Origin of the sequence: Paenibacillus sp. ALJ109b (genome assembly GCF_010747435.1) — a bacterium.
In the GTDB taxonomy this organism is placed as follows: domain Bacteria; phylum Bacillota; class Bacilli; order Paenibacillales; family Paenibacillaceae; genus Paenibacillus; species Paenibacillus taichungensis.
The window spans coordinates 171050-195489 of record NZ_JAAIFP010000008.1 but is presented as its reverse complement, the minus strand read 5'-3'; the positions used below and the strand labels follow the sequence as shown (position 1 = coordinate 195489).

Here is a 24440-nt window from a genome sequence, read left to right as displayed (position 1 = left end):
GGCCTCCTTTCTGCTTAGGCCATAATGGTTTTGCGATTCTCCATCGCACGGCGCACTTCGCCTGCAAATCTCATTCCAACTTGATGCGAGATCGCATCGTAGTCGATGGCGTTCTCACGGACAGTCACCTGCACAGCTCCTTGTGGTACGTTTACGGAGATCTGATTGGTCGTCTCGGTTTTAAAATCCTTCAGGTAACCGGACAGACTGCTCATCTGGTCTTCGGATATTTGTACCGTCATCGTGGACGATTTGCCATTGGCATTCGTTTGGGATCCGTTACCGAGCGCCATCGCTTGGGACTGCATCACGCTTGTTCCCAGGAGAGCGGCTGTCGTAGATTGACCGCCATTGCTGTTCGCATAAGCCCTAGGCCCAGTTGTTGTGAGCACAAATGGAATATAGGCAGGTGGCATTGACGGACCAGTGGGTACTGGTGTTGGATTAGCAACCGCCGTTGTTGCCGAGACGGTTTTTTCTTCTTTTTTGGAACCAAAGCCGAAGAAATTGGATATGCCACTTGCAATGTTCTTCGTTTTTTCAGAAACAAAATCGGCTGCAGTCGACAACGCTTTGCCTGCACCTTCCGTGGCATTGGACATGAAGTTTCCAATATCTTTCGCTTTGTCCCCGATCCAGCCTCCCGCCGAACTGCCAGCCCATCCACCTAAAGCTCCACCAATATACGTGCCGATTCCAGGTAAAATAAAACTGCCAATGGCACTACCAATCGCGGTACCAGCAGTACCACCGATCATGGATCCAACAGCTCTCCCACGCTGCTCGGGAGGAGCAGTGGCAACATTCGCTACATCAGCGAGCATACTAATCGGTCCAAGCAGTTTACCCGCTCCCTTCGCAAGTCCCCCGCTCAGTTTGCCGAACATACCATTACCCGAAAACATATTGGACATTGGCGAACCAGGCAAATTTGCGCTAAAGCCATGTCGATTCGGATTCAATTTTTGATCAAAGTCCATTTTCAGCTTTTTCTCTTCTGCATGAGGCATGTTGGTAATGATTTTTTTCGTAGGATCGGAAGCAGGCGTTTTCACAGTTGCAGTCGCACGTTCTTGGTAGGACTTGGAACCACTCTTGTAAGGACCTTTTTTTCCTCCCTCTGTTGTGGCTACAGTTTTAGCACTGCCACCTGCACTTTTGGTTTTACCACCTTTAGCTCCGCCTTTTGAAAGCCTTCCTACCAAACTTCCGCCGGAGCAGCAGCAACATTGGGAGGCAGAGCCCTTATCTCCCTTGGATCCTCCGAACTTATTTTTAAGCTTTCCAATCAAATCAGTTGCATTATTTGCTGCATCTAGATAATCATTTACGTTCTGTACTACTTCTTGCATTTTCCCCCAGAATCCCTTAGCATCTTCTTCCTTCGCCACATTCTTTACCGTATTATTATTGTTCCCAATGTTCAGAGACAGCGAAGGCCCGCTCGATGCCGGATTCATTTTCCCCATCGCCACTTCAACCTTTTGCTTCACCTCAACTGATACCGTTCCTGATGCCTTTACCATCTGATTTCGGAAACTGTTCAGTTTTGCCAAAGCGCGATCCAAAGCTGGGCTTAACCGGTCATCCAATCCAATCTTGGGCGTGATCCGCAACCTGCTCAAGCGAACAGCCGTACTATATATACTTTCCAGCCTACGCCCGGTTGTCCTCAGCTCATTGTTCACTTTAATCAGACTCTGATAGCGAACTCTGCCCAGACGTTCCGTTGAGCGCTGGATCTGATCCAGATATCGGATGGTCGTTCGCATCTCCGTATTGGATTTGGACAAACCCACAATCATTTCTGCCATTTCTCTCACCCCCTGTCCGATCTAATTATCGATTCATTTGCGAGGTGATCGCTGCCATTTCCTCTTCCGAAAAAGCAATCAACAGCGAGCGTTCACCGCGCGGCAAAGACCAAAATTCTCCGGGCCGTAGATGATGACGGACCCACATGTGATATAAGAACGTAGTCATCCCGCCGGAGTGAATCAGTTTTTTAGGTCTTCAATCTCCACACCGAAGCCGGAAAGCTCAAGTACCTTGTCGCCAACGGCATCCAGCTCACCCGCGAGTAACATGCGGCGAACCGCTTGTTCCCCACCGGACAGCTTCATGCGTCCAGTAATACGGTTGTCTCCCCAGCCGGACAGTTCGAGTCCGCGTACATTCATTTTCACCGTTGCTTCAGAGATCAGCAGCGCGTTAAACGTTTCTGTATCCACCTTTTCCTCGGTGCGTCCTTTGACCGTTTTGCGAATGGTACAGCGTTCGCGAATCTGATCCACTTTGGAGGATGTCAATCCACGCAAGGTTAACAACAGATCCAAACGTTGAATGCGTACATTCTCTTCCGGCAAACGTTCTGCTGCTTCAAACAACTGATCCAAAATTTGTTCTTCAGACATATTCTCGTTCATACTCATGGGGTGCGATCTCCTTCTCATTTCACAATTGGGTTAATATATCTCAACAAAAGGGGACAACAAATAGACCGAGTTTCTCCCAGCCTGCATGTTTGTCCCTTTCTTGTTAAGTCTCGTTGCCTGTACGCCTTACTAGACAAGCTTCGTTACGAGGTCTTTCCGAAGTTCGAAGTCATTCCCATCCTTAGTTCGCTACAATTGGATTCAACAATTCAAATCCTTCAAATGTAAAACTCGTTTCCTCTGGAACTTCCTCACCCGCTGTCCAGTTAGCGAGCTGGATTTTGTCCACCATGCAACCTTTCAACAAGACACTCTCATGTCCATAGGATTCAGGATCGTTCAGCTTCGAGATGATCTGAAACTTGGTGAAGCCGCGCTGGATCATGTCCGAAGTGACTTTGTAACCCGTCATCGTACCTGTTCCTTTTTTCGCACCATTCTTGTGTACTTTCCAATCGTTGCCGACCAGATTCAGCTCACGCTTCTCAATTTCAACGCTGGCCTCCAGCTTATTAATATTCGTCTGCCACACACCATCGATATGCAGTTGACCATGGGTACCGAGAATTACTCTTGACGCATCCAACATAACAATTCCTCCTTGGAATGGTTGGCTGATCATTGTTACACGGTATAACTCCGCGGGCAGAACAATCTTCCGATCGCTGTTATCCTCAGATTTTATTGATCCTCTTTTCAAAAGGGAAAATCCGGGGATAAGCATATGCTTCCGATGCAGCTTTCCTGTAGAAAGCTTTAAGCGAGCACTTTGTTTCTCCAGATTTTTTCTGCCCTCTCCGTTATCGTGTAAAACACCAGCTCAAATAATTTTAATCAATCTAATAACCGATCTTCTCTCCTACACAAACCTTATTGCACGTAAAACGTTCCAAACAGCTGCTCCATCACATCCGTCAGCTTCACATTCCATTGCAGGAATACCTGATCTGCCTCTGGCTTGAGAATGGGTGCAGCACCATAATACGCCGGATCGAGAACGACATCGTATCCCTCAGCTTCAATGACATTGCTCTGTGCGAGCAGTGCCAGATAGGCTTTCATCGCACCGATTAGCGCCTGACGACCCTCTTCCGTATTGTTCACTTTACCGATATACGTATCTTCAGCAGAGCGCTGCAAATCCGTATTAATCGCATCCATAACACGAATGGAACGGATTTTTTTCCAGGCATTATTCTGTCCTGCGGCAGGGGTTACGAGTGTATTCACTCCGCGAAGCGCCTTCACCTGACGTCCATCATGGAAGAAAATAAATACGCCATTCTGTACCGCCTGCTCCTGTTCTGCACGAGTCCAGCGACGAGTCACGTCATCGAACGGAGAAGGAGCGTATGTTGTGGATTCATTCAGACGTTGTCCAGCAATCAGACCCGCGACATAAGCAGACGTTTCCGCCGAGCTGTAGAACGCATCTCCCAGACGCACACCCGTACCAACATTGATTACACCCTCATGATTCAACGTGAGTGAACGTGCCGCCGCCTTCTGTGCTGCGGTAGCAGAGGTGTCGTCTGCCGTAGAACCGCCGAATACAGCCATCACAGGTTTACCCTCACTGCGGACACGTTTTACCCATGCTGCAAAGCTCGCCAGCAAAGGTGCATCCGCCGCATGATCCAGTGCCAAAACATCAAATTGCTCACCTTCCAGCGCGCCCTGCACGGCAATATACTCCGCATTGGTCAATCCATCGTTGCCACTTGCACCACCTTTGAACGCCGCTCCCGCAACGGTTGCAACGACACCTGTACCATCGCCAATCGCCTGCGCGTTAATCCAAATGTTGCTTTCATCCGCGTTGATCTCTTTCGCCAGCGACGCTGCCGAAATATCTGCAGTCAGCAGTGCATACAGCATCCGGTTGCCTTCAAACAAGCGCACTTCATGCTTTGTATTATCAATTACACCCGGTTGAATGGTGACGTAGAACCCGTTACCTCGGTCACCCGGATACTTGGCGTCCAGTTGCAGAACGGCTGCATCACTGCTGTCTTTCAGCGTAAGTGTGGCTGCTTTCGCCGTTTCTCCGGCTACCCGATAAGCGAGCAGCTTTTTCGGTCCTCCTAGCAGGGCGAGCTTCAAGGATGTATAAGCTGTTCCATTATCCAGGGCATGCGCCGAGAAAATACGCTCAATTGCAGCTTCACTGCCGACTTCAACAAAAGTACCTACCGGACCCCAGTTTGCCTTGATTGGCACAACAACCGTTCCGCGATTACCAGCCTGAATGGCCGAAGACGCTGCCGCCTGAAAATTCATATATAAGCCCGGAAGTACCGGACGATTCGTTTGCTCCCAAGTTCCGCCTGCCATTATCCCTTCACCTTCGCTTTCATAAATTGGTTGATGCGTTCCTTCGCTTCCTCAATGGAAAACGTTTCTTGCGCTGCTTCGTACAGCGCACCATACAGCACCTCTGCCTTAACGGCAAAGAGGGCTTCGGCATGGTTCATCATCTCGGCCCGCGTATATTGCGGGGCAGTCTGTTTGCTTTTTTTTACTGCGCTTGCCATGGCCATCTCACCTCTTTGACTACTGAATTCGTTGAACCTGATCTTTGCACTATAATTTTGACCTATGAATTTTTGTCCTTATGAACCTACGACCCTATGAACCTATAAATTTGAAGCTAAAACTATGATATTGAATCTCTCATCTGGAACCCCATCTAGAGTTCCTCTCGACTAGCGCTTACTCTATCCCTTTGCTATGGTGAATCTCACGGATCAATGGCACATCCGTACCCGGACGGCGAATACGCTGCTGCAACGTCAGACGAATCTGCCCGTTCAAATAAGCGTCTGCCTGCAAGTCGGCAGAAACTTCATCCACCGTCACATATCGCGTACCGTCTGTATCCGTCAAAGCAATACGGGTCTGCACAGCCAGTTGTTCAACCAGATGTGTGACCGTTTGACGGACATCTCCCACATTCGCAGCCAGTACATGCCCAATCCATTGCTTACGAATCTCCAGGGCAGAAGTCCCTGCGGTGGTTGTGCTGCATCCCGTCAATCGCCACAGTATGGACTTGGCCTTATAACCTCCAGGCCACACATCCCCATATACGGACCATTCCTGTCCGAGCTGAGTTCGTGTCCAGCGCTGAAGTACAGCCATCCACGAATCTGTGGTTTCAGCCTGAGTGTATTCCAGCATTACTGGAACATACACCCCAAACCGCAGGCTGCGCGTAACCAGTCCAGAACTGGCATCCACACGATCACAATCCGAAGAACCCAGATAAATACAGGTAAATGCCCCGCCTTCTTCATCCTCCAGCCTGACCTGATGCAGTCCTTCCATCAGCGCTGCTGACCATACTTCTACTTGTTCAGCACCTCCATCTTCGGAGCGTGCATAAGGAGAGATTTTGATGATCCTCCTATACCCCGCCCAAGCAGATTTCGGTACTTCTTCTGCAAAAGCAATCACGGCACAGGGTCCAGCTAACACTTCTCCCGGTGCAGGAATATCCTGTACTCGGCCATTCCATGCCGGGACAAGAGCCTCCAGCTTCTGCTTCAGCGTTCGCCTGATGACGTTGCTCACTTGCCCTGTGCTGGCGGTGTTGTTTAACCCACTACTCATAGACACATTCATTTCGCCCCCTTCAGCTGCAAGTTTGAGATCTGCCCGCATTGTGCAGCAACAATGTTGCAGCAGCGAATTCCCCCTTTAACTCAGCCTCTGCGTATCTACCGGCACCAAAGCTGGACACCATTCACCGCAACAAAAAGACCGGCCCCTTGTGGCCGATCTGTACATTAGCGTATGTGCTTTCGGTGTGTGTCCTTTGCTATTGATCCGATAATACAATCTTACACCCTTTCATCCCTAGTGCGGATGGTGATTCGTACGACTTAGGTGCAATTAAGTGTGCATCTGGGGTGGAAAAAAGACGGCTCAGCGTGGCTCATGCCATTAACACCCTATTTCAGCGTAACCTTCGGATTCAACGTGATCTCAAACGCACGTCCCCAGATGAAATCGGGGTTCGCATATTCCAGCAGTGCACTGCAATACTCCGCATAAGCTGCTTCGCCATTACAAATTTGCTTTATCGCTACGTTGCCTTGAGCAAAGGCTGTTTTGTTCGCCAGTGCCGTGGTGTGGGTCTGCATCAGATCCCTGAGTAATGTCTGCAAATGAGCATAATCTTCTTCTGAGTTAAACAACACCATATTCTGATCCGCAAGGGTTGCCACATTGGTATACAGCGCATGCGCTCTGGAATACGTGCGGATATCTGCAATCGCTACTGCTTTATAGTAGTAATCTTTCAGGAAACGTTTGAACAACAATGCCCCCTGTGCATTCATCGCATCTCGCAACGCGTGGGCATGTGTTTCTGTTGTAATCAGAGCATAACGGGATTGTCCCATACCCACAGCCATACCGATTTTGTTCCCCGGCGTATTCCATGCACTGTAACCCAGGACCCGGCCCGTATACGGACTGTTCAAGAGTGCTTCGGCTACATCGACGTTGGCCGGACCTTTTCCTACAAAATCAACCAACACCGAAGGCAGACCCTCTTCACTATTGCTCGTCAATTGCGCCACAGCCGCCTGCACCTGATCCAAGGCAGTAATGGCAATAATCTCAATGTCCACCGGTTTTTTACCCGGTTTGCCTGGATGCCGGTTCGTCATGCGATCCAGCTCAGACGCCATATCAAACGAAGAAGCTTCATCGACAGATGTAGCATTCATCAATTGATTTCCATTTTCCTCATCGGAATTTGTATCCGTTACCACATCGGGCCCTGGATAAGCGGAATCCGCTACAACCACACCACCAACAATATCCACATGACGCACCACATTCTCGTGCAAATTCATATATTCGTAGGCATTGATAATCGTGGAACCATGAGGGCCAAAATATTTCACTGCATAACGCGTCTTCTTCCCACCACGAAGCAGTTGGTTAGCCATACGTGCCACCAGAGCGTGACCCAGGCCATCCGCATCTGGAAGGATAATCGCCCGATCGGGATTTTGTCCATCCGTCCCAGCGAGCCATTCATTGATTCGTGCTTCCACATAATTGATCTCATTAATCTGAACACCTTGCGTATTCGCATCGTCGACGCCTACGGCGAGGAAGTCAATATATCCTTTTCGAGCAAGCTTATCCAGAATGTACAGATTGGTTTTAAATTTATGTTGTCTGGTGTTGTAGTACTGTTCTTTATTAAAATACGTCGTGTCCCCATATTCCGTAGACTCTGGAGATAGGTTGTACCCGTTCACAATATCCTCGAATGCCGTAAAGGACTGGCGTGGCTGCTGCATCAGTGCACGTGACTCGTTGTAGGCATCCAATGCGAGACCATCTGCAAATGAGGTGGTGGCGAGTCGCATAATGGTATCCATTACAAACACCGGTTTGCGTGGATATTTCCCTTTAATGGCTTTAATCACATCGAGCAAACGGGTGGTGTCCTGATCGTAATCAGGATATGTGCCACCTCCATCTTCACGAAGCTGACGACTGCCAATCAAACCACCATAAGCCAGCATATCCGAAGAGATGATGAATCCATCCACTTTGGCGGCATTTTTCAAAATGAAATCATGAATGTTGGACGGTTTACCGTACGTAGGCGTAGACGTTCCAAGCAATGTGGTGCCTTCTACCGTTTTCTCAGAATCCAGACGATTTTGAATGTCACCCAGGTGCGGTGTAATGATATGGATACCGGCTGCTTTTCCTTGTACAACGACGTCATCCAGATTCGCTGGACGATCATCCAGTGGAACATACAATACTGTTTTCATATCCGAAAACCTCCTGTTAGATAAGTTGAACTAGAGATGTTACACCTTGTCACTGCGATTGCAGTACCATCTTCCGATCGCTCTTATCCCCAGATTTTCTTGATCCCTTAGTTCAAGGGTAAAATCCGGTGCTAAAGGCGAGAGTATGCTTACGAAGTAGCTTTCTTGCAGAAAGCTTTTAACTTCGCTTCTTCAGATTGGTTCTGCACTCTCCGTTTTGGTGTAAAAATTAAATTCAACTTATAATGATATATTCAGTCTCCCTTTAGTACCCGATCAGAGCAAGTGTGCAATCACCGCATAAAAAAACCAGCCCCTGGCCGGTCTGTACATTAGCGTATGTGCTTATCGGGATATGTCTCTTGCTACTGATCCGATAATACAATCTTACATGTTTAAATCGGTCGCGCTGATGGTTATCCGTATGGATTACGTCTATTTGTTGTTGCCATCTTGGCGATTAAATGTCGGTTTCTTGCAGAGACTTCTGCCGGACAACCCAACAAATCCATTCCTGATACTGTTTATATGATATAAGTGGCCTTTCTAACCCTATTTACAATAAAGGATGGATACGATCATGAAAAAAAAGCTCTGGTTCTATCTGTGGATCGCTATTACCAGTTATATGGCAGGCCCCATTATGTACGCTTTGACAATGTACACCTTTTATCAGGAAACAGATGTTCTAACTACTTCACTCATTGGATGGACCGCTGCAACATTCTCTTCCGTTGGTATCCTGTTTATCTTGGTCACAGTCATTCTGCTTCGAGTGCTCCACATCTATTATTTCTGGCTGCAAACCCTGCTATTTGAGTTACTTTTCCTTGTGCTCGTCTATATGACCACTGTTCTTCTTGGGGCTGGCAACACAGGTCTGCCATCGCTGTCCTTTCCATTTACGCCCGAAGGCATTCCCTTGTGGGTGTTCTGGGGAAGTATTGCACTTATGAGTTCCTGGGGAATATGGACAGCGCGTCAGCCCATGCGAAAATCACCATACATGCTGGTATCCAGAGTCATTCTGATCCTGTTTATTCTTGAAATTTGGTCCCGTTAAAAAGATAAAAAAAGAGCACGGCCTTCTCAGGCTGTGCTCTCTTAAAAGTATTTTGCTCACGCGATAATATAGCGGAAGTTTTCCCAGCTTTCCGGAACCGAATTTCCGTTTCTGGCATGATGGTAGAAGCTGAATGGAAATTTGAACACATGACCTCCATGCCAATCGCGGGAACGTCTGTCGGTGAGCCAGTATTCCAGTTCATGTGGAAGTGCAACAGAGCGTTCTGCACGGATCAATGGCAGACGGTCAACTGGAGATTGCAGCGTTGGCATCTCCTGTTCAACATCCACATCCCGGCTCAGTCGCAGCGCCTTGACCATCCTGAGAAAAGGCGGAATGCCTTTATGGAACAAAGCAGGATAATCGAGTTCAAATAATATATTAAGCGCGTGCCCGTAGGTTAGCATGTGGCCGATCAGATCATGATGTGCTTCTGCCTGATAGATGGTACGAAATGCGCCAAGCTCATCCAGAATCAGCCGGGACAATTGTTCCGGTCGTTCTATATCAGGGAATCCGTCTGCCTCACTTAACTTCAAGCTGCGAATTTCTTTCACAGTTGTGTTTACCCAAGATCTACCTGGAATGGTTCGTTCAAAAGAATCAATAAGTTCAACCATCTGATTCATGTCATGCTTCGTGCCCCAACCATCCAGTTCTCGAATGGCTTTCAGACTAAGGGCACCATAGATGGCCTGATGACCAACCCAGTGCAGCTCACCGATGGTTCGATCCAGCGCTTCTGTAATATGCGCTTCGGCCTCTTCCCTTGGCAAAATCTCTCCATCCCTGGAGTTCAAGCCATCGTTCAATCCGTGCTGGCGAAGCATGGCTTTCGCTTCTGCCGTAACACTGCCCGCTGCAAGGGCAGTGAGACGATTTTCACGCACCCAAAAATAAGCCGCAATAGCTCCCGCCCCATAGTGGGCGTGCCACAAATCTCCTGTACGCTCCCGACTGGACACAATAACAGCCAGCCCTTCTTCCAACAAACGTCGATCCAACATGCCACCACCCTTCATCGATGCGAACCCTGATACACACACGACCAGCAACAGTTTTTTAGCAAAACACTCTTTATAAAGCGTTTACTTCTATAAGATGATTCAAATGGTGCACATATGACCGTTTTGCCTGCTGTTCCGCGTATTTTAGCCGATTCGAAGTCTCCCGACTTCACGAATGGACACTTCCAGCGGATATATGTTTGCTTTTTGCTCGGAAAAGAACCAGGTTCGCTCCTTCTTCACCACAATAAACAGACCGTTCACATCCCCAACAGGGGCAAAGGTATCACTAATCACTCTCCATCGTTTCAATCCCATCTGCTCAAGTTCATCTACCGCAGAAAGCACATCTTCCGTGACAAGTCCCACCTCACACACCTGCAGCAGATCCTTCTCCGAAAAGGGGCGATCACTCTCGTTATGAACGGTATGATGAGCAATCAGCTCCAGAATGTTACCCACAGGATCTTCGAAATAGAGCGAATTCGAGTTCCAATTGGTTGAATAAGTCTCATCCTCACCTTCATGCCTGCTTAGACGGACACGTGCCGCTGCCCACGCTTTGGCCTCCTGAAAACGATTTGTTGGAATCATCCAGGCAAAGTGGTAAAACGGATTCTGATCAGCTTCACTACGCATGAATATCATTTTCGTTAAACCAATCTGTAGCGTGAAGGAATGCTCGGACTCTTCAGCCATGTTCAACCCCAGAGTGTTGATATAAAAGTGCTTGATGTCTTCCAATCGTGCTGTATATAATTTGACCTCATCAAAAATCATGCTGTGTCCTCCTTCACCCGACCGTGCATCTTCTCCCACTCACTCCATGGCACCATGCCAAGTTCTGGCTTCGCTTCATCCGGGAGCATCGATATGAACTCCAGAGAATGACCATCCGGATCAGTAAAATACACGGACACAGCCGGCATCCATCCAAATACATATAACTCACCAATATCATCATCCAAAAAGTTATGCGTCTTGATCCCTTTCTCCTCAAGATAAGTGACAGCCTGCTTCATATCCTCCAACGATACCTGAAAAGCAAAATGCTGTCGCTGCACCTCCGAAGGGTCCTTTTGCCATAGTCCGAGCATCGCGTTGCCTTCATCGCCAATCCAGTAAAAGGAGTTCCCACGTTCCTTCTGCCCATAAGCGTGCTGCAATCCAATGATCTGTTCATAAAAATGATGGGATCTCTCCAGATCCGTTACGTTCAGATGAGTCTCAAATATGCCTTTAATCATGATGAAAACCTCTTTCTCTTAACTCTCGGACGGCCTCCGTACTGCAGTTAACGTCTCGGAAAGGTGCAAAAATGAACCAATCACACGTTTGATCCGATCCTCAATGTCCTGACTGCCTTCAAATTCTTCGTATCCGTCAAACGTTGCTTCAAATCTTCTGCGCTGTGCACCACCAATGGAAATCCACTCCTGCGCGTTAATACCGTGCAAATTGCGAATAATAGCCTGCAGCTGCAAAAGCGAACTTACGCCGACCGCACCTCCTGCTGAGCTGATGGACAATACCGGTTTACCACTGAAATGAGCCTGGCTCAGATGATCCAATGCATTTTTGAGTACACCGCTGATGCTGCCGTGATACTCTGGCGTAGACAGGATAATGGCATCTGCGGCGAGCATACGTGTGTTCAGATCAGACAGATTCTGATCTTCATTCTGTTTTTCATCCGGTGCATAGAATGGGAGCGGTGTCTGATATAAATCGAACAAGCTGGCTTCATGCCCCTGACCGCTGATCACCTCCACGGCATATTCCCCTAAACGTGTACTGGTTGCATTTTTCCGATTACTGCCTGCCAAAATGATAATATTCATCTATGTCACTCTCCTTCGATTTTATAAAAACATTCCATCTCTTCGATTCAACTTTCTCTACTCTCATCTTACCTTGCTTCTACCACGGAATCGTCAGCAGATAGACTTAACTTGCAGCACAAAAAAACTCAACCTTTGGGTTGAGTTTCTACGACTTTAGTCTGAGAATATTGGAAGCTGGATCAGACGACCCAACCATTTCTTACGGCATGAAGCGCAGCTTGCGTGCGGTCTGCCAGTCCCAATTTGTCCAACAGATGACTGACATGGGTTTTCACCGTTTTCTCGGTAATGATTAGTTTGATGGCGATCTCTTTATTACTCAATCCTTGTGCGATCAGCCCCAGAACCTCTCGTTCCCGACGGGTAAGCATGTCCGGGCCATGAGAAGTTCCTTTTCCCAGCCCAACCCGCTCCTGCTCCGGAAGCCGAGTAGACGTATGCGGATTTGCATGCCCATGCGCTTCATTCATCGACAGTTCAGACGAAGCCATCACATGCATTAATTGTCCTGCTGCTGCAGGATGAAGCTCAACTTGACCTGCATGCACATTACGGATGGCAACGGCAAGATCCTCTGGCTCAATATCTTTCAGTAGATATCCCTTCACTCCTGCGCGTACGGCCGGTACGACATGATCCTGATCCGAGAAGGACGTAAGCACGATGATACGGATTCCAGGCAAGATCGCACGAAGCCTTCTCGCCGTCTCAATCCCATCAAGCACGGGCATATGCAGATCCATTAATACCACATCCGGGTGCAGCTGTTCTGCTTGTTCCAGTGCTTCCTGTCCGTTCGAGGATTCTCCGACGACTTCCATATCTGGCTGTGTGGACAAAAAAACGTGCAACCCGCGCCTCACCATTGCATGATCGTCCGCGAGTAAAATCGTAATCGGCATGTCTTCTTCCCCCTGATTTTATACAGATTCGGACGGAAGTGGAATGACGACCGTTACCGATGTTCCCTTACGGGATGAACTCACAAGTTCAAGTCTGCCGCCCAATGACTGGGCCCGCTCCCTCATGATGGACAGACCAAGTGAACTGGCAGGCAAGGCCTCACGCCTTTTGGCTCCCCCTTTTCCACGATCTGTAACGATTAAGACCGCTTCCTGATCGCTTAGCTGGAGGGATATCTCAGCGGAAGGAACTCCCGCATGTTTACGTACATTATTCAGCGCTTCCTGTCCGATACGCCATAAGCCTTCCTCAATACTTTGAGGTAAGGAGCGCATACCCGTCCGATGTACAACGACCTGCAATCCCTGTCCTGTACCATATTCCTGCAAGGCACTGAGCAGTCCAGATTCCAACCCCGCCGGACGAAGCTGCATAATCAAGGCGCGCATTTCCTTCAATGCTTCCTGTGACAAGGAACGTATATCCTTCATCGCTTCCGCAGCCGGATGCAGCTGTTGTGATCCGGCTAACATGCTCTCTGCACCTTTGGCTGTCAGGGACAGGGAGAACAAAATTTGGTTCACCGAATCATGCAAATCTCGAGCCAGTCGGTTTCGTTCCTCCAGTCGGGTTAATTCCCGCCGTTTGTATACCAGTCTCAGACTCTCCCACGAGGCTGTAATATGTTCAGAGAGTGCATCGAAAACCTCACGATCTGCCTGAAGGAAATCATTGGCCGAGCTCAATCCAACCACCAGTACTGCCGTTTCGCCAGGAGAGCTTAATGGGATGGGTGCAGCCAACCCCGAAGCCAAAACGGACATAGGGAACTGATTATTGCAAATGGCAGAAACATCTTGGATTTCCGTTGCCGACAATACCACAGCCCGATGAGAGTCAATCACACGATGCATGCGATTCTCCACCTCTGGAGAGAGTCCAGATGGTGTCATCATTTCGGACTTGCCATGAGCATAAGCGGCCTGTACCATAAAGCTTCCACTCTTCTGGGATAACAGTGTGGCAAATGGCCAGTCATAATGATGTCCAAGCAGCTTTACAACCGTCTTGGCCATATCGTCTCCACTGTTGCAATCGTTGACCGTCACGCCCAGCGATCGGCTGAACTCCCCCAGCCTGACATACAGATCCGCTCGCCTTTGCTCTGCGCTATATAATCGCATCCGCTCCATTGCACTACCTAGCTGATAAGCTACAGCCTGCAAAAGCGCCAGCTCACTATCACTAAAATGCTCTTTTCCTGGTGCAGCAACATTCAGCAGTCCCAGCATCTTCTCCCCCGAGCGGAGCGGAACCGTTGCATGATGGGTGATGTCACGGGTATCTCCCCATTGATGATCGACGGCTTCCTCCAGGCGTTTGCAATTAATAATATTGACGGCATTATCCAATCTCCCGTCCCGGAAGCGATTCACGCACCAGCAAGACCCACAGCGCATCGGCTCCTTATCATGATGCAGCAGAGCAGGAGGCAGACTGTAATCAGCAACACAGGAGTACTCTCCCTGAGCATCGATCAGGAACACCCAGCCCGTAGTCAATCCCGTCAGTTCCAACAATTTACCGAGTACCGTATCCAGCATCAGATTCAGGTCGTTGGATGTGTTGAGCGTCTCCGCGATCGTCTTCAGTGTGTACATCTCCTGCATTCCGGCTTGTTCCGTCATGCGGATTCCTCTCCTTTGACTGATCCTTAGTGTTGTTTTCAATTATTGTATACAATCAGCGAAGGATATAAAAGGATGAACTTGTTGCTTTACCTCTATCCCAGCTTCTTTCGTTCTTTGCGAGATGCAGATAAAGGCTCCATATTAATCAGACCCCGATCCGACAGAGCCAGCGCCATTTTATAGAAAGCACGTGTTCGAATCTTCGTATACGTATCCTTGCTGACAGGCGGGTCAAACACATGGTTATACACTTTATAGTCAAATACATCGTCATCCTTCAGATAACGTTCTCTGACAAGTACACGTTCCTTCTCGCTCAGTCGAGATACCACAAAATCAATTGTATCGCAGTACGCCTGACGTGCGCGCTGTACATCCACATTATAGATTGCCGTTCTGGCAGTGGAATCCCCGGTCACATTCGTTGCACCATGGAAACGCTCTGCGTAACTCGCCGTCACCATTACCTCTCGTTCTTCAAAAGCAATCGTTTTATAAATCCGGTATTTTTCCAGCGCGGCTTCAACAGCAGTCTGTGTTTTGCGTCGGTCCAATTCGGGCAGCATCAGTTCCATATTCATTCTCCTCCTTAAAGGGTCAGTTAAACTCGCATTCATCTCATCTTTGGTATTTTGTATTATTCGGTTCCAGTCGCTTACGGGTACAATAGATAGACGAATAGAAGCTTTTCGATCTACCTATTGCTGATTTGAATCGCTCTCTGGATGAATACAAAATACTCCTTTTATTAGAGTTATCCAGTTCTCTGAAATAGTAACGGCATTTTTCAAGTTTTTTCTGTTGCCTTTTGGAATCAATTAAAGTCAGCTATGAAGCAGGAATAATTCATTTTCCCCATCATCCAACTTGTCTCAACTTTACATTTTGTTCGTATTTTGTTCGTATTTCTATTTGAGGATACCACTTTCTGGGGATCGGCGTAAACCTTCATTTTGGGTCGTTTTAACTATAAAATAAAACCCGCACTCTCATTTCCTTTACCTTTTGGCATAATTGTTTCATATCCCTTTACCTAATGGTATATATACGATATAGTACAGATAATTAAAGATCCTCGTATAAGTCATTTGATTTTTATATCTTAAGATTGAATGCTAGATTTGCACGTCTACGGAGAGGGTAGAAAAAACCTGGAGAAGCGTAGCGTTCACCTTTATCACCGGATTTCTCCCTTTTGAGAAGGGAATCAAAGAAATCTGGGGATAACAGTGATCGGAAGGTTGTTCTGCCATCGGAGTGACTCGTGTGAGACAAGTTCTCTTAATATATAATTCAAGCACTTGTACGAATCAAAGGAGTGGCATGAATTGTGGAGCACGCTTTTGGTCCTTATCTGAAACAACTGCGCGAGCAACAGGGATACAGCATCAATCAGCTCGCCGAAGCAGCAGGAATCAGCAACTCGCAAATTTCACGCATTGAGAATGGGGTTCGCGGAGTTCCCAAGCCTGCTACCATCCGCAAAATCTCCGATGCACTCTCAGTTCCCTACGCGGATATGATGAAACAGGCCGGATATCTGGAAACCGGAAATACAGCAAGTCAGCTCCATGACGCTCCAGAATGGGCAACTTACAAAGACCGTCGAGACTTCAAAAAGATGCTCGAGGACGAGGATGATCTGATGTTTGACGGCATCCCGCTGGATAATGAGGATAAGAAACGAATCAAGGATGTCCTGACAGGTCTGTTCTGGGAAGCCAAACAGATGAATAAACGCAAAAAAACGAATGATCCGGACGAGCGCCCATGAAGCATTTCAAGCTGAATAAACTAAAGCAGCAGGTGAGATGATATGGATGACATTGTAACAAAGCTGATTCGAAAACACCGGACCAACTGCCCTTTCAGCATTGCCAGAGCCATTGGAATACAGATCCGGTTCACCAATCTGGGCAAGTCTACCAAAGGACTGTATTTCCGAAAGCTCCGCCGCAGATTTATCGTCATTCACAATGATTTACCGCCGGAATGGCAGCGTTTCGTGTGTGCCCATGAACTTGGACATGACCGATTGCACAAAGGCATAAACCGGTTCTTTCTGGAGGAACACTCCTATTTTGCCCCAGGCAAGCTGGAGAGACAGGCCAATCGTTTTGCCATACAGCTTCTAACTTCAGGGGTGATGCCAGAGCCGGATGAATCACTGGAGAAATTTTGTTTGCGTACTGGACTGCCACGTGAAGTGCAGCATTTTTTTTAGCCTTTTTAAGAACATACGTTCCTTTGGAATGAAATTCTCTCTTAATCTTCCACTATGAAAATCAGATGTCACTTTCAGGTTACCTATTTTTACGTGAATCACGAGATTTCCTAATAATAGTCTGGTAAAATACAACATGAGTTGTGTAAACGCTCACGTAGATTATTATTTTGGGGAGGTTACTGATTCATATGAAAATCTGGAAGACTTATGTTTCGCTTGTGCTAACGCTCTGTTTACTGTTTGGCAGTGTAGGCATTGCCGCTGCTGCAACGGATACCACTCCGGGCACAGGTAAGCACATTACTATTCTACATACGAATGACACGCACGCACGCGCAGTTGAGTCCTCACCTGCGATGGGTTTCGCCAAAGTTGCTGGAATTGCGGACAAATACCGTAGCGAAAACCCAAATACCCTTCTGCTGGATGCCGGAGATGCAGTGCATGGTACAACCTTTGCTACACTCGTTAACGGTGAGAGCATTGTCAAAGTAATGAACGAAATCGGTTATCAGGCGATTGTACCGGGTAACCACGAATTCAACTACGGTTCCGAGCGCCTCATCGAACTTGCGGATATGATGAACTTCCCCATGCTCAGTGCCAATGTGAAAAAGAAAGACGGAACTCGTCTCTTCGATCCTTACCTCATTAAAGAAGTAGACGGCGTGAAGATCGGTATCATTGCGCTGACTACACCGGAAACGATGTATAAAACGAATCCGAAAAATGTGGAAGGTCTTGATATTACAGACCCAACTGCGGAAGCCAAAGTTCTCGTGAACGAAATTCGCAGCAAAGTAGATGTTGTTGTTGTATTGGGACACCTTGGACAAGACGCTTCCAGCACCGATACTAGCTTCAAAGTTGTAAAAGAAGTGCCTGGCATTGATGTATTCATCGACGGTCATAGCCATACGGTTCTGCAAGATGGACTTGTATCCGATAACGGAACATTGATCGCCAGCGCTGGAGAATATACAAACTTTGTAGGCGTGATCGACCTGTGGGTTGACGGCGGCAAAGTAACGAAAAAACAAGCTACACTGATTGATGAAACGGAAGCAAAAGACATCAAACCGAATGAGAAAGTTGCCGCATTGGTAAACTCCATTCAGAAAGAACAAGAACCCATTCTGAAAGAAGAAGTAGCCAATACGGCGATTCTGCTGGACGGCAAGCGTGAACAAGTACGTGCAGGTGAAACGAACCTGGGTGACCTGCTGGCAGATGCCATCCGTGACGTCAGCAAAGCCGATATCGCACTCACAAACGGTGGCGGTATTCGTTCTTCCATTGAAAAAGGTATCGTAACTAAAGGTGATATCATTACCGTCCTTCCTTTTGGTAATCAGGTTGTAACGCTTGAAGTAAAAGGCTCCGATGTACTCGCAGCCCTTGAAAACGGTGTGGGATCTTATCCAGAGCCAAGTGGCGGATTCCCACAAGTATCCGGCATGACATTCAGTATTGATTCTTCCGCTGCAAAAGGCAGCCGTGTACACTCCGTCATGATCGGAGATAAAGCCCTTGATCCAAAAGCAACGTACACAATGGCTACGAATGATTTCACTGCTGTTGGCGGTGACGAGTACTCGATGTTTGCAAAATACACAACGTCCGGCATGTACGGTGCTATGGATGAAGCGTTGATCGATTACATGCAAAAACTGGGCGCTGTAGATATCAAAACAGACGGGCGAATCAAGGAAGCAAAGGCTCCTGTGGTTGAACCGGAAGCTCCAGTAACGGAAACACCAGCTCCAGCTCCAACTACACCGAAACCAGAGACTCCGAAACCAGAAGCACCGTCGAAACCGACGCCAAGCAAACCAGCTCCAGCCAAAGTGCATGTTGTAAAATCCGGAGATTCCTTATATTCCATCTCCAAACAATACGGTACCACTTGGCAAGCTCTGCAAAAGCTGAATAAGATCAAAAATCCACACTGGATTTATCCAGGGCAACAATTGAAACTGCCTACAGCCTCTTAAGTTCTGAGAAGCGCAGATAATTGTATCAATAAGATTCAAAGAAAGGGTGTCCCTCAAGCCATAATCGGCTGATGGACACCCTTTTTTTATTTTACATATTACATCACTCAGTAGTTACCTGCTGAGATGTACACTCTACTTTTACATGAATATAGCTTTGCTGCAAAAATAAATCCCCAAAGCCACTTTAGGAAATCCCTTCATCCCACGCCCTCTACCATGGACTATAGAAGATATCTCCAAAATTGCCACTCTCATGCAGTTATTTCACAATCAAAACGCTATATTTCTCGTTCTGTGATTTGCGTATTTGCACATGCATAGATTCCTGACATGGTACGCCTGAAGCTCTTATGGACAAACCGACTGTATACAGAATACAATTTTTCAAATTCTAGTTATTTGGTATGACAATACGCAAATAGTGTTGCATCCTTACATGACTATAGCCCTCTTTTTAATGCTTTAATCCGTTACATAACCACAAACATCTCTTACCGCATAATATCCGGACCTATTATACATCGTTCTATTATATAGAGGCACGTAGTACGGTTTCATATGGATATATGTTTTCAATTCCGGACTATAGCTGATCCTTCACCTGACTTACAGCCTCTTGTGCCGACAGACTGATTCGTTTGGATTCACCTTGTGCTGCAAGAACATGCGATCCAAATTCCACCTGTCCCTCTGCCGCACCTCGGCCAATAACAATCTGGACAGGCAAACCGATTAATTCCGAATCCTTGAACTTCACCCCTGGCCGTTCATCACGATCATCTACCAGTACGCTGTATCCGGCATCTAATAGTTGTTGTTCCAGTTCCAGCGTAAGTTCGCGTTGATGTTCATCCTTCCAGCTCATTGGAATCAGATGTACATGATAAGGTGCGATGGCTGATGGCCAACGGATACCATCTTCTCCGGCATATTGTTCAGCAATAGCGGCCATCAGACGAGACACACCGATACCGTAACAACCCATTACAGGTGCGCACTGCCGTCCATTGCGATCCAGGAAGGATGCTCCCATAGCGTCACTGTACTTGGTTCCCAGTTTGAAGATATGCCCGACTTCTATTCCTTTTGTGAATACAAGCGATTCTCCACAGGTTGGGCAGCCGTCACCTTCAGCAGCGAAACGGATTCGATCTACTTTGTCCAAAGCAAAATCTTTACCTGGAACTACATTCGAATAGTGTACATCAACTTCATTCGCTCCTGTAATGGCACGTTCCATTGCAGCTACATCCGCATCTACTACAATCGGCAGATCCAGTCCAATGGGCCCCAGGAAACCTACAGTTAATTTCGGATGACTTGCAAGGGCATTTTCATCAGCCAGAATCAGCTCCTCTACACCCAATACCTGCTTCAGCGCAATATCATTCACTTCATGATCCCCACGAACAAGTGCAGCGACCAGTTCACCATCGGCCTGATAAAGCAGTGTTTTGATCATATGCTGGGCATCCTCACCCACAAAGGCACTTAACTCATTGATCGTACGTACTCCTGGCGTTTGGATACGAACCAAGGTATCCCCTTCGGCTTTACCATCAGCTTGATCAACCGCTTTTACGTCAGCAGAAACTTCCGCTTGTCCTAGATTCTTAGCAGAAGATTTAGAAGTCTGATATCCTGCCTTCTCCAGATTTGCGGCATATCCACAATGTTTGCAGGTTACGATCGTATCTTCTCCCACATCAGCAAGTGCCATGAATTCGTGGGTCTCCCCCTGACCACCAATCGTGCCTGCATCGGCTTCCACTCGAATATACTCCAGTCCACAACGCTCCAGAATACGCGAATACGCCGTATTCATGGCCTGATAGGTGCGATCCAGCTCTTCCCAATCGGAAGCAAAAGAGTACGCATCCTTCATGATGAACTCCCGTCCCCGCAGCAATCCAAATCTTGGACGACGTTCATCTCTGAATTTGGTACCAATCTGATAAAGTGTAAACGGTAGCTTCCGATAGGAATTAACCTCGTCACGAGCCAGTGCAGTCACAACCTCTTCATGAGTTGGACCCAGGGCGAATTCTCGTGCATGGCGATCCTTCAGACGCATCAGCTCAGGGCCATACTGTGTATATCTTCCGGATTCTTCCCATAACTCAGCAGGCTGCATGATTGGCAACAATACTTCCTGACATCCTGCACGGTCCATTTCTTCTCGAACGATTCGTTCGACATTCAGCAAGATACGACGTCCCAAGGGTAGGTAACTGTATATCCCTGCTGCAATTTGGCGAATCATTCCCGAGCGCAATAACCAGCGATGCCCTGCTGCATCTGCCTCTGCTGGTGCTTCACGTAATGTTGGAACAAGCATTTCACTTTGACGCATCTTGTCACACCCCTTATTCTTCTATTCATTATTGTAAATCAGGTTATAAACAGCAAAAAAAACACATCCGTCAAGGGACGAATGTGTCGTGGTACCACCCTTATTTAACTGCACTTTGCCGGTCGACCCTGCCATCAAATCATCAAGGCATTGGCCATAAGCCGATTCTCCGTTTGCAACCTATGCAAAACGTGAACGCGCAGTCCTTCAGGGCATAACGGGCCCATCCGGCGAAGGTTACAGGCCGTTCGGGCCTTCTCCTCCGCAGCTCGCGAGGTAGGAATAACGAAACAGCAACAGAAACCTTGCACTAAGCGGTTTCCTCTCTGTAGAAGCTGGCTGACGTAATTATGTCCTCGTTGATCGCTGTTATCATTTTGATCACCATAGTGTATTTACAAGAAGTTGTCAACCACACTATTGCCAGCTTTACGTTAAAATGAATTGCTGGGCGATGGCTGACATGGCCGTGCGTTCCCTGTAATATAGAGAAATAGAAACCATGTATTAATTGATAAAGGAGTTTGTCCTATGCCATATATTATTTACGATCTTGAATTCACGGTAAGTCGCAATACACGTTACTCTTCTGAAATTATAGATATCGGTGCCGTCAAAGTAACGGAAGGTGAGAACGGCCTGTATGTATCGGACACGTTCCATACTTATGTTCGTCCTTCCAATAAATCGGTGCTGTCCGCCGATACGATTCAGTTTACGGGTATTACGCAGAAAGACATTGACGCAGCCCCTCTTTTTCCGGAGGCACTGAATCAATTTATTGTCTGGATGGGAAGTGAATCCTATTACATGTGCTCCTGGGGACCGGATGACCGCGCCAAATTGATCTCTCATTGTCGCACTCATCAACTCGATGTAGCCTGGATCATCAACCACAATGATATTCAGCAGCAATGGTCACGCACAGTACGCAAGGAAGGAAAATTCCGTCAGCTTGGACTCGCTCAGGCTCTTGAACTGTGTGGTATTGAATTCGATGGCACCCAGCATCGCGCTTTGGATGATGCGATTAATACAGCCAAAGTATTCATACATCAATTTGATCAGTTCAAACTGGAAACCAATTGCGCCGCAGATGATGAGGGCATCACATCCAAAGTGGTCTATTCCAGTAGTGTTGAAGATGACGAGAAAGATTCCCCTTTCGGTAACCTTGCACACCTGTTCAAGACCAAAGAATAATGGACTACGATTGCATGTTGAACAAAGGCAGACCAGCCATGATCTGCATTGAAGTTCAGTTGTAGATCTTTCTCCAACGTTCCAGACGTTCTTTCATCATGAGGCGGCATTTCTCGGGTTCCAGAATTTCGGCATCGGGTCCATATTGAGACAACCACGTTAGAAACCCTTCTTCATCACTCAATATGGCTTCAAACAACAACGTGCCTTCCGGTTCAATCGTCAAGATGGGGCGTGCAAAAAACTGCTCCTGCATGACACGCTCCACAGCGTGCGGTGAGAATCTGATTTTGAATGCAGTCCACTCCGTACTGCCGCTAAGTTCCTGTGGCGTACGGAAGTGAGATTGTAAAAGGTAGTCATCTTTGCGGAACGTGCGTGGCAAAATCCGAACCCTGTACAAACGGTTCACTTGAAATATTCTCAGTTTCTCTGACAGGTGACAATACGCCAACAGATCAAATCGGTATTCACGAGGAATAAGACAGTAGGGGTCCATTCGTGCAGTCCCCTTTTTACCTTGAAACAGATATTCTCCTTCAATAGTGTTCTGGGAAATTCCGGCCTGAAGCAAGGTCACCAGTGAATGATTCAGAAGTTCGGTACTTTCATTTTGCCAAGCAGAAGTACCCACCTTGAACAACCCGCCAATTTGCTCAGACCATTCCACTCGCTCTGTTTTGTTTTTCTGACTCGAAGCAACCACTTTCTCATACGCGCTCTCAAAAGCAGGCTTCAGCAACGGACGAATATTCTCCATGACTTCTGCCAGGTGCATAAAGGCTTGAGCTTCTTCATCAGACCAATTCAGCGGATACATGGCAAAATGGCTGATAAACATATATCCTCTCCCGTGTCCCATATTGGCGATGGGGATATGCATTGCACTGAGGGCCTCCATGTCGCGGTATATCGTCCTTTCCGTTGTCTCGCACCGCTCGGCAAGCTCACGGGCCAGAATACCCGGCTTGGCCTGCACAAGAGTTATAATGCGCATTAATCGGATCAGTCGGTCTGTCATTTTGCCGGACCCTCCACGATGTTGTTTCAATAAATTCGATACAACTCCATCCATTTTTTTATTATTATGTTGTTTAGTACATTCGACTTATTCCTTGACTTCACCTTCAAAAAATTATGTAGAAATATTCCTTTCCGCACCAACATCCCTAGTTCTTTATCCCTATTCTCCTAACATCGTTTTTCCGCGATTACGAACCATGGAATTAAAAGTAATCCCGTAATGGTGCCGAAGTTTCTCCACAATTTCGGCTTCCGCATAATAATCCAGATCCTGTTTTCGTGCCGCTTCAATTAACAGAGCATCTGCGTGACGACGCAGCATGTCGCTGCCCTCTTGTGTACGACCTCTTTCATAAGCGCGCAAAGCTTGTTTAATCAGAGGAACTGTTTCGTTTAATTTGATTGTCTTCTCTACCTTGGGATCTTCCGGCTGGCGCAGCATGCCCAGATGACTGGTGTACTGAATGTACAACTGTTCTCTGCGCAGCAGTACTCTCTGGCTTTGTTTCAATTTTCGCGTACTCCAATAAGCTGAACATACGGCACTTTTCCCCGATACACGAGGTCCCATGGCGAATTCGAGTAAAATTTGTTTACTCTCTCCCTTGTATACATCTCCAAGTCTTAGAACCCAACCGATATCCGTTTCTTTGGAACGACAGCCGTAGATGCCTTTAAGCTGAATTCCAAATTCCGGTTTGAGCAAAAGTTCCAAGTCTCGCGACACAATTTTGGGTGCTATTTTCCTGAGTCTTTTGGCAGGGGCACCGTTACGCCACTCTACCATCATATATACGGGGTCCGCTCCCCCTGTCGGTATGGCCTCTCTATTCCACGAATAAGATACTTCAAAGACTGAGTTCACTGGTAGTCTCTCCCCCGAT

At 47.4% G+C, this 24440-nt stretch carries 22 protein-coding genes; 5 read left to right on the top strand and 17 right to left on the bottom strand.

Annotated features, from left to right (window positions below; translation table 11 throughout):
* Positions 1-14 precede the first annotated feature (14 nt).
* From G3352_RS10570 to G3352_RS10540, 7 genes are all read right to left on the bottom strand, one after another.
* Positions 15-1814, bottom strand: coding sequence for a hypothetical protein (locus G3352_RS10570; RefSeq protein ID WP_163756291.1), 1800 nt, complete (start codon positions 1812-1814; stop codon positions 15-17).
* A 183-nt stretch (positions 1815-1997) separates the two neighbouring features.
* A complete protein-coding gene (locus G3352_RS10565; RefSeq protein WP_053783415.1) occupies positions 1998-2432 on the bottom strand; it encodes a phage tail assembly chaperone in 435 nt (144 codons plus the stop codon).
* A gap of 184 nt (positions 2433-2616) precedes the next feature.
* Entirely contained in the window at positions 2617-3024 is a 408-nt protein-coding gene (locus tag G3352_RS10560) for a phage tail tube protein (protein WP_163756289.1), read from the bottom strand.
* A gap of 281 nt (positions 3025-3305) precedes the next feature.
* The gene (locus G3352_RS10555) at positions 3306-4769 is read right to left on the bottom strand and encodes a phage tail sheath family protein (protein WP_163756287.1); all 1464 of its coding nucleotides are present in this window, start codon (positions 4767-4769) and stop codon (positions 3306-3308) included.
* Positions 4769-4969 (bottom strand): YqzN/YkzM domain-containing protein, encoded by a 201-nt coding sequence (locus tag G3352_RS10550; RefSeq protein WP_163756285.1) that lies wholly within the window; start codon positions 4967-4969, stop codon positions 4769-4771. The genes G3352_RS10555 and G3352_RS10550 overlap by 1 nt, the downstream gene beginning before the upstream one ends.
* Before the next feature lie 178 nt (positions 4970-5147).
* Positions 5148-6047 (bottom strand): hypothetical protein, encoded by a 900-nt coding sequence (locus tag G3352_RS10545; RefSeq protein ID WP_205524810.1) that lies wholly within the window; start codon positions 6045-6047, stop codon positions 5148-5150.
* A 341-nt stretch (positions 6048-6388) separates the two neighbouring features.
* Positions 6389-8242 carry a DUF4127 family protein gene (locus G3352_RS10540; protein WP_163756281.1) on the bottom strand — a complete coding sequence of 618 codons (1854 nt, stop codon included), beginning with the start codon at positions 8240-8242 and terminating at the stop codon, positions 6389-6391.
* Positions 8243-8822: 580 nt separating this feature from the next.
* On the opposite strand from G3352_RS10540, the gene G3352_RS10535 reads away from it, so the two are divergent.
* On the top strand, positions 8823-9305 hold the full coding sequence (locus G3352_RS10535; protein ID WP_163756279.1) for a hypothetical protein: 483 nt from the start codon (positions 8823-8825) through the stop codon (positions 9303-9305).
* Positions 9306-9361: 56 nt separating this feature from the next.
* Here G3352_RS10535 and G3352_RS10530 read toward each other — a convergent pair whose 3' ends face one another.
* The 7 genes from G3352_RS10530 to G3352_RS10500 all read right to left on the bottom strand — a co-directional run bounded on the left by G3352_RS10530 (position 9362) and on the right by G3352_RS10500 (position 15328).
* Entirely contained in the window at positions 9362-10315 is a 954-nt protein-coding gene (locus tag G3352_RS10530) for a hypothetical protein (protein WP_163756277.1), read from the bottom strand.
* Between the two features lie 144 nt (positions 10316-10459).
* Positions 10460-11095 (bottom strand): VOC family protein, encoded by a 636-nt coding sequence (locus tag G3352_RS10525; RefSeq protein ID WP_163756275.1) that lies wholly within the window; start codon positions 11093-11095, stop codon positions 10460-10462.
* Positions 11092-11562, bottom strand: coding sequence for a VOC family protein (locus tag G3352_RS10520; protein WP_163756274.1), 471 nt, complete (start codon positions 11560-11562; stop codon positions 11092-11094). Before G3352_RS10520 ends, G3352_RS10525 begins: the two co-directional genes overlap by 4 nt.
* 18 nt (positions 11563-11580) lie before the next feature.
* Positions 11581-12156 (bottom strand): NADPH-dependent FMN reductase, encoded by a 576-nt coding sequence (locus G3352_RS10515; RefSeq protein WP_163756272.1) that lies wholly within the window; start codon positions 12154-12156, stop codon positions 11581-11583.
* Positions 12157-12338: 182 nt separating this feature from the next.
* Entirely contained in the window at positions 12339-13061 is a 723-nt protein-coding gene (locus tag G3352_RS10510) for a response regulator (protein ID WP_163756270.1), read from the bottom strand.
* 18 nt (positions 13062-13079) lie between these two features.
* Positions 13080-14750, bottom strand: coding sequence for a GAF domain-containing sensor histidine kinase (locus G3352_RS10505; RefSeq protein WP_163756268.1), 1671 nt, complete (start codon positions 14748-14750; stop codon positions 13080-13082).
* 95 nt (positions 14751-14845) lie between these two features.
* A complete protein-coding gene (locus G3352_RS10500) occupies positions 14846-15328 on the bottom strand; it encodes an ArpU family phage packaging/lysis transcriptional regulator (RefSeq protein WP_113051765.1) in 483 nt (160 codons plus the stop codon).
* Between the two features lie 752 nt (positions 15329-16080).
* On the opposite strand from G3352_RS10500, the gene G3352_RS10495 reads away from it, so the two are divergent.
* The 3 genes from G3352_RS10495 (at position 16081) to G3352_RS10485 (ending at position 18974) form a co-directional block, all read left to right on the top strand.
* Positions 16081-16527 carry a helix-turn-helix domain-containing protein gene (locus G3352_RS10495; protein WP_163756787.1) on the top strand — a complete coding sequence of 149 codons (447 nt, stop codon included), beginning with the start codon at positions 16081-16083 and terminating at the stop codon, positions 16525-16527.
* 42 nt (positions 16528-16569) lie between these two features.
* Positions 16570-16977: an ImmA/IrrE family metallo-endopeptidase gene (locus G3352_RS10490; RefSeq protein WP_062323893.1), complete on the top strand. Its 408-nt coding sequence runs from the start codon at positions 16570-16572 to the stop codon at positions 16975-16977.
* Between the two features lie 191 nt (positions 16978-17168).
* Complete coding sequence (locus G3352_RS10485) at positions 17169-18974, top strand: 5'-nucleotidase C-terminal domain-containing protein (RefSeq protein WP_163756250.1); 1806 nt, start codon at positions 17169-17171, stop codon at positions 18972-18974.
* A gap of 586 nt (positions 18975-19560) precedes the next feature.
* On the opposite strand, the gene G3352_RS10480 is transcribed toward G3352_RS10485, so the two are convergent.
* Positions 19561-21330, bottom strand: coding sequence for a proline--tRNA ligase (locus G3352_RS10480; protein WP_163756248.1), 1770 nt, complete (start codon positions 21328-21330; stop codon positions 19561-19563).
* A gap of 531 nt (positions 21331-21861) precedes the next feature.
* Here G3352_RS10480 and G3352_RS10475 point away from each other — a divergent pair.
* Complete coding sequence (locus G3352_RS10475; protein WP_163756246.1) at positions 21862-22533, top strand: 3'-5' exonuclease; 672 nt, start codon at positions 21862-21864, stop codon at positions 22531-22533.
* A gap of 55 nt (positions 22534-22588) precedes the next feature.
* Here G3352_RS10475 and G3352_RS10470 read toward each other — a convergent pair whose 3' ends face one another.
* Together G3352_RS10470 and G3352_RS10465 are read right to left on the bottom strand one after the other, a co-directional pair.
* Positions 22589-23554, bottom strand: a complete 966-nt coding sequence (locus G3352_RS10470; RefSeq protein ID WP_163756245.1) for a helix-turn-helix transcriptional regulator — start codon at positions 23552-23554, stop codon at positions 22589-22591.
* A 162-nt stretch (positions 23555-23716) separates the two neighbouring features.
* Complete coding sequence (locus G3352_RS10465) at positions 23717-24421, bottom strand: hypothetical protein (RefSeq protein WP_163756243.1); 705 nt, start codon at positions 24419-24421, stop codon at positions 23717-23719.
* Between the last annotated feature and the right edge of the window lie 19 nt (positions 24422-24440).

Excerpts from the sequence above, each read along its gene's own strand:
- G3352_RS10570 (WP_163756291.1), bottom strand. The coding sequence starts at position 1,814 with ATGGCAGAAATGATTGTGGGTTTGTCCAAATCCAATACGGAGATGCGA.
- G3352_RS10565 (WP_053783415.1), bottom strand. The coding sequence starts at position 2,432 with ATGAGTATGAACGAGAATATGTCTGAAGAACAAATTTTGGATCAGTTG.
- G3352_RS10560 (WP_163756289.1), bottom strand. The coding sequence starts at position 3,024 with ATGTTGGATGCGTCAAGAGTAATTCTCGGTACCCATGGTCAACTGCAT.
- G3352_RS10555 (WP_163756287.1), bottom strand. The coding sequence starts at position 4,769 with ATGGCAGGCGGAACTTGGGAGCAAACGAATCGTCCGGTACTTCCGGGC.
- G3352_RS10550 (WP_163756285.1), bottom strand. The coding sequence starts at position 4,969 with ATGGCAAGCGCAGTAAAAAAAAGCAAACAGACTGCCCCGCAATATACG.
- G3352_RS10545 (WP_205524810.1), bottom strand. The coding sequence starts at position 6,047 with ATGAGTAGTGGGTTAAACAACACCGCCAGCACAGGGCAAGTGAGCAAC.
- G3352_RS10540 (WP_163756281.1), bottom strand. The coding sequence starts at position 8,242 with ATGAAAACAGTATTGTATGTTCCACTGGATGATCGTCCAGCGAATCTG.
- G3352_RS10535 (WP_163756279.1), top strand. The coding sequence starts at position 8,823 with ATGAAAAAAAAGCTCTGGTTCTATCTGTGGATCGCTATTACCAGTTAT.
- G3352_RS10530 (WP_163756277.1), bottom strand. The coding sequence starts at position 10,315 with ATGTTGGATCGACGTTTGTTGGAAGAAGGGCTGGCTGTTATTGTGTCC.
- G3352_RS10525 (WP_163756275.1), bottom strand. The coding sequence starts at position 11,095 with ATGATTTTTGATGAGGTCAAATTATATACAGCACGATTGGAAGACATC.
- G3352_RS10520 (WP_163756274.1), bottom strand. The coding sequence starts at position 11,562 with ATGATTAAAGGCATATTTGAGACTCATCTGAACGTAACGGATCTGGAG.
- G3352_RS10515 (WP_163756272.1), bottom strand. The coding sequence starts at position 12,156 with ATGAATATTATCATTTTGGCAGGCAGTAATCGGAAAAATGCAACCAGT.
- G3352_RS10510 (WP_163756270.1), bottom strand. The coding sequence starts at position 13,061 with ATGCCGATTACGATTTTACTCGCGGACGATCATGCAATGGTGAGGCGC.
- G3352_RS10505 (WP_163756268.1), bottom strand. The coding sequence starts at position 14,750 with ATGACGGAACAAGCCGGAATGCAGGAGATGTACACACTGAAGACGATC.
- G3352_RS10500 (WP_113051765.1), bottom strand. The coding sequence starts at position 15,328 with ATGGAACTGATGCTGCCCGAATTGGACCGACGCAAAACACAGACTGCT.
- G3352_RS10490 (WP_062323893.1), top strand. The coding sequence starts at position 16,570 with ATGGATGACATTGTAACAAAGCTGATTCGAAAACACCGGACCAACTGC.
- G3352_RS10485 (WP_163756250.1), top strand. The coding sequence starts at position 17,169 with ATGAAAATCTGGAAGACTTATGTTTCGCTTGTGCTAACGCTCTGTTTA.
- G3352_RS10480 (WP_163756248.1), bottom strand. The coding sequence starts at position 21,330 with ATGCGTCAAAGTGAAATGCTTGTTCCAACATTACGTGAAGCACCAGCA.
- G3352_RS10475 (WP_163756246.1), top strand. The coding sequence starts at position 21,862 with ATGCCATATATTATTTACGATCTTGAATTCACGGTAAGTCGCAATACA.
- G3352_RS10470 (WP_163756245.1), bottom strand. The coding sequence starts at position 23,554 with ATGACAGACCGACTGATCCGATTAATGCGCATTATAACTCTTGTGCAG.